The following is a 7,234-nucleotide window of genomic DNA, read 5'->3' on the forward strand; positions in this document are numbered from 1 at the left end:
GAGTCAGCGGGCATTCATCGGCGTCACGTTCGAGACCAGCCAGGCGTCGCCGCGCTTGGCCAACGCCACCCGCAGCGCGGGCGCGGCCTGACTGGGCGGCTGCCCGGGGGCGTTCTGGGTGACCCGCAGGATCACCGCGACGCTGGCCGCCGTCGGCCCCAGCGCCTCGACCCCGGCCGCCGGCGTCGCCGCCTGGGCCGTCACGTTGTGCTGGGCCAGCTCCGCGCTGGACTTTCGGTACTGCTCCCGGAACGTGCCCGCCTGGTCGGGCACCATCATCGCCGCGGCCCGGTCGATGGAGCTGGTCGGGGCGCTCGGGGTGAACGACGCCATCGCCTCGGCCATGCCCGCGGCGACCTGGACCACCTCGCGGGTGTCATTCTTGAAGTCGCGGTCGGTGCGCGTCCAGTGCGTGTACCCGGTCACCACCGCCGCGCACAGGGCGGCCGCACACAGGAACACGACGGCCAGCCGCAGCCCCGGGGCGTCGTCGTCGGTGCCGACGCTGACCGAATCGCGGCGCAGCAGCCAGAAGTTGACCGCCACTCCCTCGACGATCAGCAGGGCCAGGACCGAGCCCGCCGATACCCACCACAGCGGCCAGCCGAGGACGACCCCGATCATCCACAGCGCGGCGATCGCGGCCAGCGGGGCCGCGATGTCGAAGGCCAGCAGCCGCCAGATGTTCCTCATCGGATGGAACCCAGCCCGGAGATCATCAGCTTGCCGTCGACGTCGCAGACGTCGAGCCGCAGATTCCAGTGCACCACCTGCGGCTTGGCGCCGACGTTCTCGCTCACCGACGTCGCGACCAGCATCACCGAGTCCATCCTGCTGGCGAACGGCGGCAATTTGGTCGTGACGACCGGCCGGGAGGCGCCCGGCTGGGTGTCCAGGTCGCGGCGCATGGTCTCGATGGCCACCGACTCGATCCGGCCCGCGCTCTGCGATTGCAGCTTCTGCACCACCTGCCGGTATGGGTCCACGGCCGCGTCGAAGTCGGTGTTGAGCTCCCCGACCGTGCCGTCGTGCAGCTTCTGCAGGCTGGCGTCGATGTTGCCGCTGTTCATGTTGATCAGCACGCCCGTCCACTCGGCCGCGGTCGCCATGACGCGGCTCAGGTAGACGCGTTCGGCGACTTCGTCGCGGTGCCCGGACCAGATGACGTAGCCGAGCACGACGGCGGCGACCGCCAGCACGCCGAGAACGGTCGACGCGACGCCGTAGATGGAGAAGATCCGCCCGCCATCGGGCTCGGATTCGTCTTCGGTTTCGACGTCGTCTTCGGTTTCGACGGCCTCTGATTCCACGTCGGGGTCGTCTGACATGGGCCGATCGTCGCATCCAAAGGAAGATGGAAGGATGGCGGGGTGACAGTAGAGGCCATCCGATCCGGCGTCGACCTGAGCTTTGTCGACGCGAACGCACGCCCCCAAGACGACCTGTTCGGCCACGTCAACGGCCGCTGGCTGGCGGACTACGACATTCCCCCGGACCGGGCGACCGACGGCGCCTTCCGCGCGCTGTACGACCGGGCCGAAGAGCAGGTGCGCGACTTGATCGTGGAGGCCAGCGAGCAGGGCGCCGCCGCCGGGACGGATCAGCAACGCATCGGCGACCTCTACGCCAGCTTCCTCGACGAGGACACCGTCGAACGCCGCGGCGTGCAACCCTTGCTCGACGAGCTGGCCGTCATCGACGACTGCGCCGACACCGCGGCCCTGGCCGCCGCGGTGGGCGCCCTGCAGCGCACCGGGGTCGGCGGGGGCGTGGCGATGTACGTGGACACCGACGCCAAAAACTCGGCCCGCTACCTGGCGCACTTCGCCCAGTCCGGCATCGGCCTGCCCGACGAGTCGTATTTCCGCGAGGAGCGGCACGCCGAGGTGCTGGCCGCCTACCCGGGACACATCGCGCGGATGTTCGGCCTCGTCTACGGCTCGGACGCTCAAGACCCCGGAACTCACGCCGACACCGCGGCGCGCATCGTGGCGCTGGAGGCCAAGCTCGCCGCCGCCCACTGGGACGTCGTCAAGCGCCGCGACGCCGACCTCACCTACAACCTGCGCACATTCGCCGAGCTGCGGACCGACGCGGCGGGCTTCGACTGGGACGGCTGGGCGACCGCGCTGGGCGGAGTTCCCGATTCGATCGCGGAAGTGGTTGTGCGCCAGCCGGATTACCTGGCCGCGTTCGCCGCACTGTGGGACAGCGAAGACTTCGAGGACTGGAAGCGCTGGGCGCGTTGGCGTTTGATCCGCGCCCGCGCCGCCTGGCTGACCGACGACATCGTCGCCGCGGACTTCGACTTCTACGGTCGCCTGCTGACCGGCACCGAGCAGATCCGGGAGCGCTGGAAGCGGGCGGTGGCCCTGGTTGAGAGCGTGATGGGCGACGCCGTCGGAAAGCTCTACGTGCAGCGGCATTTCCCGCCGGGCGCCAAGGCCCGCATCGACGAGCTGGTGGACAACCTGAAGGCGGCGTACCGCCAGTCCATCGGCGAGCTGGACTGGATGACGCCGCAGACCCGCGAGCGCGCGCTGGCCAAGCTGGAGAAGTTCACCGCCAAGGTGGGCTACCCGGAGAAGTGGCGTGACTACTCGAAGCTGGTCATCGACCGCAACGACCTGTACGGCAACTACCGGCGCGGGTATGCGGTCAACCACGACCGCGAGCTGGCCAAGCTCGGCGGCCCGGTGGACCGCGACGAGTGGTTCATGACGCCGCAAACCGTCAACGCCTACTACAACCCGGGTATGAACGAAATCGTCTTCCCCGCAGCAATTTTGCAGCCGCCGTTCTTCGACGCCGACGCCGACGCCGCCGCCAACTACGGCGGGATCGGCGCGGTGATCGGCCACGAGATCGGGCACGGCTTCGACGACCAGGGCGCCAAGTACGACGGCGACGGCAACCTGGTCGACTGGTGGACCGACGACGACCGCACCGAGTTCGGCGCCCGCACCAAGGCGCTTATCGAGCAGTACGACGCGTACGTGCCGCGCGGCCTCGGCGAGGGCCATCACGTTAACGGCGCCTTCACCGTCGGCGAGAACATCGGCGACCTGGGCGGGTTGTCGATCGCGCTGCTGGCCTACCAGCTGTCGCTGAACGGCCGGCCCGCACCCCTGATCGAGGGGTTGACCGGCGTGCAGCGCGTGTTCTACGGCTGGGCGCAGGTATGGCGTACCAAATCGCGTGAGGCGGAAGCGATCCGGCGGCTGGCGGTGGACCCGCACTCCCCGCCGGAGTTCCGCTGCAACGGCGTGGTCCGCAACATGGACGCCTTCTACGAAGCGTTCGGGGTGGCCGAGGGCGACGGGCTGTATCTGGCGCCGGCGAACCGGGTCAGGATCTGGAACTAGGCCACCCTTTTTGGGCGCCAGCAGACGCAAAAGCCCCTAGTTTCGGCCCTAAACGGGAGCTTTTGCGTCTGCTCGGCATGCCTCGATGCGCGCCGGCACGTGCTTGTGCCATGGCGTGCCCGCGTAGGGGTCGCGCCATTCCGTGGAGGTGAGCGAGTTGGGCGCGACCCCGGGGACGACGGTGCGCCCGTCCTCGCCGACGTAGTCGAGCCCGAACCCGTTGGGCAGCGCGGCGTGCCCGGCCAGCATGGTCTCGGTGACTTCGACGGTCGCCTCGGCGCTGCCGGCCGCGGTGCTGACCCGCGCCCGTCCCCCGTCGACGAGCCCCAGCACCTGGGCGTCCTCGACGCTGACCCGCAGCGCCCCGTCGGCGTCCCGCTTGCGCCAGGACGGGTCGCGGAAGATGTCGTTGGCGGTGTAGGCGCGCCGCTCGCCGACCGACAGCACGATCGGGAAATCCGGCGTGGTCAGCTGGGGGGGTGCCGTCGCCAAAGCCCTTAGGTCGTCCAGCATTTCGGGGATCTCCAGCGCGATCTTGTGGTCGGCGTGGCTGATCAGCGCAAAGTCGTCCTCGTAGGTGTGCAGGGTGAACGTGACCCCGGACGGGTTGTCGAGGATCGCGTCGAACAGCGCGTTGCCGTCGGCGTGGCCAGCCCGCCGCACCGCCTCGGGGTAGGTCATGGCGGTCTTCTGCGCCAGGCCCCACGCGGCGGCGGCGCCCGCCAGCCCGTCGGGCAGCGTCGGCCCAAGCGTCTCGTAGAGCACGTACGGAACCAACTTCGCCACAGTGGGGTTGGTCGCGACCGCGCCGAGAAAGGCCTCGGCGTACTCCTGGCGGCCCCGCCCCGCGGCCTCGCGCAGCGGGCGCAGGTCGGCCTCGTCGAGCACGCCCAGCGCGCGCACCAGGCGGGCCCAGATCTCCGGCTCGGGCAGCGTTCCGGGCAGCGGTTCGAGCAGTGGCCGGCGCAATTGGAAAGCGTTGGCGGGGAATTCGAAGTTGAAGAAGGTCGCCTCGGGCTTTTCGAACTGGGACGCCGCGGGCAGCACGTAGTGGGCGAGCCGGGCGGTCTCGGTCATCGCGACGTCGACGACGACCATCAGCTCCAGCGCCTGGAAGGCCTCGCGGCAGGCCGCCGAATTGGCCAGCGAGTGCGCGGGATTGGCGCTTTCGACGATCATGGCGCGGAAGCGGTCCGGGTGATCGGTCAGGATCTCCTCGGGCACCACGTTGCTCGGAATCAGCCCGGAGATGATGGGTGCACCGGTGACGGGCGTGCGGCCGGAGACCTGGCTGAACAGCGGTGCGAATGACGAATGCAGGTGCTGCGCACCCTTTTTCGCGAAGTTGCCGGTGAGGATCCACAGCATCTTGTTCAGGTAGGAGCTCAGGGTGCTGTTGGGCGCCTGCTGGATCCCGAGGTCCTCGAACACCGCCACGCTCTCGGCGGCGCCGATGCGCCGCGCCGCCGCGCGCAGCAGTTCCTCGTCGACCCCGCTCCGCTGGGCGTACTCGCCGACCGGGACCTCGCGCAGCGCGGCGCGGACGACGTCGGCGCCGCGCACGTGCTCGGCGAGAAACGCTTCGTCACAAAGGTTTTCCTGGACGAGGACGGCGGCCAGCGCCGCGAGGCACCAGGCGTCGGTCCCGGGCCGCACCCGCAGGTGAAAGTCGGCCATCTTGGCGGTGTCGGTGACGACGGGATCGATCACGATCATCGACCGGGCCGGATCCTTGGCGATCTCGTTAAGCACCACCCGGGCCCGGGGGAAGCTCTGCGACATCCACGGGTTCTTGCCGACGAACACCGACACCTCGGCGTGCTCGAACTCGCCCCGCGTGTGACCGCCGTAGAGCTGCCCGTCGACCCAGGCCTCGCCGGTCTTCTCCTGCGCCAACGCATTTGACCGGTAGCGGGCCCCGAGCGCCTTGAGGAACGCGCCGCTGTAGGCCCCGCCCAGGTGGTTGCCCTGCCCGCCGCCGCCGTAGTAGAAGATCTTGTCGCCGCCGTAGGCGTCGCGGATGTGCTTGAAGCCCTCGGCGATCTCGACGATGGCGGTGTCCCAGTCGATCTCCTCAAAGGTGCCGTCCGCGCGGCGGCGCATCGGCGACGTCAAGCGGGCGCGGTTGTTCTGGTAGTGGTCCAGCCGCAGCGCCTTGTTGCAGGTGTACCCCTGCGAGGCGGGGTTAGCCTTGTCGCCGCGGATGCGGGCCAGCCGGCCGTCCTCGACCTGGACGACGATGCCGCAGTTGCACTCGCACAGGATGCACGCGGTGGGCTGCCAGTCGGTGGTGGTCATTGCGGATTCCTCTCGGAGAGCTCGGCCGCGAGCAGTCGGCGTAGCTGGCGGTGCACGGCATCAAGGGGCGTCAGGTCGCGCCGCACCCGGGCCAGCACGATCGCGCCCTCGAGCGCGCTGGTCGCCAGCACGGCCAGTTCGCCGGCCCGGTCGGCGGGAATGCCGTCGGCGACGAAGCGCGCGGCGATCAGGTCGGACCAGCGGTCGAACACCGCGGCCGCGCGCTCGACGACCGGCGCCATGCGCTCGCGGTCCTCCGCATCGCCGGCCTCGACCGACACCGCGACGACGGGACAGCCCGCGCGGAAGTCGCTGTCGAGCAGCTGGCGGCGGTATTTGTCGATCAGCGTGTCCAACAGCTCGGCGCTGCCGCCGGCCTCGGTGATGAAGGCGGCCACGTGCTCGCCGGCGTAGTCGACGGCCTCGCAGAGCAGCTGGGTCCGCCCGCCGGGGAAGTAGTGATAGGCGGATCCGCGCGGCGCGCCGCTGTGCTCGAGAACGTCGGAGATGGCCGTGGCATGCGCGCCGCGCTCCCTGATCAGCAGCGCGGCCGAAACGACCATCCGCTCGCGGGGGCTGCGCATATGTATGATGCTATACATAATCGTGCGGCGCGCAAAAGATGCCGAGCAGACACAAAATCGCCCTCTTCCGAGCCGGAAAGGGCGATTTTGCTGGGGGCACCTCCCGCTTGCGGGGGACTGGTGGGGACTAGTTGATCCAGTCGCTGGAGCCGTCGTGCTTCTGGTAATCGCCGCCGGTCGAGTTCTTCACGATGATCGGATCACCGGGCCCGAAGTTGTCGAAGAACCACCTCGCGTTGCTCGGGCTGATGTTGATGCAGCCGTGGCTGACGTCGCGCTTGCCCTGGTCGTCCACCGACCACGGCGCGCTGTGCACGAAGTCGCCGACGTTGTCGAAGCGCACGGCCAGCTCGACGGTCACCTTGTAGCCGTATGTCGAGTTGACCGGGACCCCGTAGGTCGAGGAGTCCATCACCACCGAGGGCATCTTCTCCTGCACGTAGTAGGTGCCGTTGGGGGTCTGGTGGTTGCCGGACGTCATGCCCATCGACATCGGGATGGTCTTCTCCACGGTGCCGTTGCGGGTGACCGTGAGCTGGTGGGTGGAGTCGTCCGCCGTGGCGATCAGGGTGTCCCCGGTGTGGAAGCTGGACACGGTGCCGCCGGCGTCGACGGTCACGTCGGTGTGGGCGGGCCAGAAGCTCAGCGGACGCCAGCGCAGCTGCGTCGGGGTCATCCAGTAGAACTTGCCGGGCACCGGCGGGGTCGACATCACGTGCACCGCGTCGATGGCCGCGCCGGCGTCGTCGACCCGGCCGGGGAAGTTGATGATGATCGGCTGGGCCACGCCGACCGTCGAGCCGTTTTTCGGGACGATCGCGGGCGGCCCGAATGGCGCGGTGCCGGTGAACGGCGTCGGGTTCTGCCCGGCGGCCGGGCCCGAGGCCGCCGGCTGGGCGCCGGGGAAGGTGAATGGGGGCGGCGCCAGCGTGGGGCCCTACAACTTCACCGTCGACACCTTCAACGGCCTGGCGATCTACCCGCCCG

Annotated in this window: 6 protein-coding genes; 1 reads left to right on the forward strand and 5 read right to left on the reverse strand. The window is 69.5% G+C overall.

All coding sequences use genetic code 11. The annotated features are described in order from the left end of the window. Nucleotides 1-3 precede the first annotated feature (3 nt). Nucleotides 4-693 carry a hypothetical protein gene (locus A9X00_RS20205; RefSeq protein ID WP_067157416.1) on the reverse strand — a complete coding sequence of 230 codons (690 nt, stop codon included), beginning with the start codon at nucleotides 691-693 and terminating at the stop codon, nucleotides 4-6. Then, a complete protein-coding gene (locus tag A9X00_RS20210) occupies nucleotides 690-1,328 on the reverse strand; it encodes a hypothetical protein (RefSeq protein ID WP_067157419.1) in 639 nt (212 codons plus the stop codon). The genes A9X00_RS20205 and A9X00_RS20210 overlap by 4 nt, the downstream gene beginning before the upstream one ends. 42 nt (nucleotides 1,329-1,370) lie before the next feature. Between A9X00_RS20210 and A9X00_RS20215 the strand changes: the two genes are divergently transcribed. Further along, complete coding sequence (locus A9X00_RS20215; protein WP_067157422.1) at nucleotides 1,371-3,365, forward strand: M13 family metallopeptidase; 1,995 nt, start codon at nucleotides 1,371-1,373, stop codon at nucleotides 3,363-3,365. Nucleotides 3,366-3,413: 48 nt separating this feature from the next. Here A9X00_RS20215 and A9X00_RS20220 read toward each other — a convergent pair whose 3' ends face one another. From A9X00_RS20220 to A9X00_RS20230, 3 genes are all read right to left on the reverse strand, one after another. After that, complete coding sequence (locus tag A9X00_RS20220) at nucleotides 3,414-5,663, reverse strand: molybdopterin-dependent oxidoreductase (RefSeq protein WP_067157425.1); 2,250 nt, start codon at nucleotides 5,661-5,663, stop codon at nucleotides 3,414-3,416. Next, on the reverse strand, nucleotides 5,660-6,247 hold the full coding sequence (locus A9X00_RS20225; RefSeq protein ID WP_067157428.1) for a TetR/AcrR family transcriptional regulator: 588 nt from the start codon (nucleotides 6,245-6,247) through the stop codon (nucleotides 5,660-5,662). Before A9X00_RS20225 ends, A9X00_RS20220 begins: the two co-directional genes overlap by 4 nt. Nucleotides 6,248-6,374: 127 nt before the next feature. Next, nucleotides 6,375-7,175, reverse strand: coding sequence for an Ig-like domain-containing protein (locus tag A9X00_RS20230; RefSeq protein ID WP_082975406.1), 801 nt, complete (start codon nucleotides 7,173-7,175; stop codon nucleotides 6,375-6,377). Between the last annotated feature and the right edge of the window lie 59 nt (nucleotides 7,176-7,234).

This window comes from Mycobacterium sp. 1245805.9, from assembly GCF_001672915.1.
In the GTDB taxonomy this organism is placed as follows: Bacteria; Actinomycetota; Actinomycetes; order Mycobacteriales; family Mycobacteriaceae; genus Mycobacterium.

Bases quoted from the DNA above. Each gene is read 5' to 3' on its own strand.
- A9X00_RS20205 (WP_067157416.1), bottom strand. From the start codon at position 693: ATGAGGAACATCTGGCGGCTGCTGGCCTTCGACATCGCGGCCCCGCTG.
- A9X00_RS20225 (WP_067157428.1), bottom strand. From the start codon at position 6,247: ATGCGCAGCCCCCGCGAGCGGATGGTCGTTTCGGCCGCGCTGCTGATC.
- A9X00_RS20220 (WP_067157425.1), bottom strand. From the start codon at position 5,663: ATGACCACCACCGACTGGCAGCCCACCGCGTGCATCCTGTGCGAGTGC.
- A9X00_RS20210 (WP_067157419.1), bottom strand. From the start codon at position 1,328: ATGTCAGACGACCCCGACGTGGAATCAGAGGCCGTCGAAACCGAAGAC.